This is a genomic window from Tumebacillus sp. BK434 (assembly GCF_004340785.1).
GTDB lineage: Bacteria > Bacillota > Bacilli > Tumebacillales > Tumebacillaceae > Tumebacillus_A.
On sequence record NZ_SLXS01000030.1, the window covers coordinates 1 to 1,617 of the forward strand.

Genomic DNA, 1,617 nt, shown 5'->3' on the forward strand with positions numbered 1-1,617 from the left:
GAGAGAGAAGGATTCGAACCTTCGAAGCTTTCGCAACGGATTTACAGTCCGCCCCATTTGGCCACTTTGGTATCTCTCCAGATTGACTTGCATCAAGTGTTTCTCATTTCGTCCACCGCATCTCTCGCGGGGACAGGACTTATAATATCATGGACCAACCCACTGCACAATCACTTTTTTTCGACAAAAATCGACAAACGGTTCATTCATCCGCTTCAACCTCCGCAAATCAAGCCCAATCCGCACGGATCGGGCTCATTTGCTTATGATTTTTGAATCGGAATGCAGATGTCCATCTGCTTCGCCTCCGGATTTGAACTGCGGGAATCATACAGCTCTAACTCCGGCGTCGCCGCATGCTCATACCCTGATGTCGGGAACCAATCGCGGAAGATCGCGCCCCAGGTCTCCTGAATCGACTTCGAGAACTGCTCCGCCGGCACCGCAGGCGTCGTAAACACCGCGTAGGTTGCAGCCGGGACTGTGCGATACGTAAGTTCACTTCCTTCCGCCAGCTGCGGCTCCTCCGCCACTTCATAGCCGATCAGGTAGCTGAAGTCACCTGTCTCGCAGTCATTGTCGACGATGATGCCGAGCTCCGTGTCCGGATGCAGCTTGCTCGGAATGGTCTGGCCGAGCCCTTCTTGGAGATAGCGCTGCCAGAAAGCTTGGATGTCCTGCTGACTCTGATTGTCGTTTAAGGAAGTTCGAACGAGGTAGCCAAGTACTTTGATTTCCGGTTTGTTGAGAATGGTCGGGGTCATTTCGATTCCTCCTCTGGAATGTGCTTGCAGTTCCTGCAGGTTCACACGCGGGTAAATCGGCACATGCTTCCCCTGCTTGCGATACGCGCCGGGGGTGGTCTGAAAGACGCGTTTGAACGCTCTCGTGAACGTCTCATGGCTGCCGAAGCCGTATTCAAGTGCGATGTCGAGGATATTGTCTTTCGTGCGAATCAGTTCACACGCCGCCCGGTCGAGACGCCGGTTGCGGATGTAGTTCATCACTGTCATGCCGGTCAACATCTGAAACAGCCGGTGAAAGTGATAGGCCGAATAGCAGGCCACCGCCGCCAACTCCGCCAGTTCAAGCTCGGACGTCAAATGATCTTCAATGTACTCGATCGTCTGCTGCACGCGAGCGATCCCGTTCATGTCAACCACCTCCTGACACCTTCATCTTACAAGAAGGAACTGGAAATCGTCTTGACGTTTTTTGCGGCTCCAGTCAGGGGATACTCGTGGTGTCACATCAGGAGGTGTTACCGATGAATTTCAAAACAAGCACGAGCTGCCTGCTGCTCGGCTCGCTGATCTGTTTGGCGCTCGGGAGCAGCAGCCAAGCCGGTCACCTTACGATTTAAGCCGGCTGAGGTCTCCCACGAGATCCGCAAAGTGAATGTCCCCGCACCCACGCCCGGATCAGGTCAAGAAGACATACAAATACGAAAACGGCAAATTGGTCGAAGTGCCTTCTTCTTAACACAAAAAGACCCGATCTTATGAGATCGGGTCTTTCTCTTTTGCCTAGCGACGTCCTACTCTCCCAGGACCCTGCGGTCCAAGTACCATCGGCTCTGTGGAGCTTAACTTCTGTGTTCGGGATGGGAACAGGTGT

General features: G+C 53.5%; 1 protein-coding gene and 1 rRNA gene. Both read right to left on the minus strand.

What is annotated here, in order from left to right; genetic code table 11:
• Window positions 1-263 precede the first annotated feature (263 nt).
• Window positions 264-1,154: an AraC family transcriptional regulator gene (locus EV586_RS20775; protein WP_132946926.1), complete on the minus strand. Its 891-nt coding sequence runs from the start codon at window positions 1,152-1,154 to the stop codon at window positions 264-266.
• Between the two features lie 370 nt (window positions 1,155-1,524).
• Window positions 1,525-1,617: ribosomal RNA gene (gene rrf, locus EV586_RS20780) — 5S ribosomal RNA — on the minus strand; the annotation flags it as partial.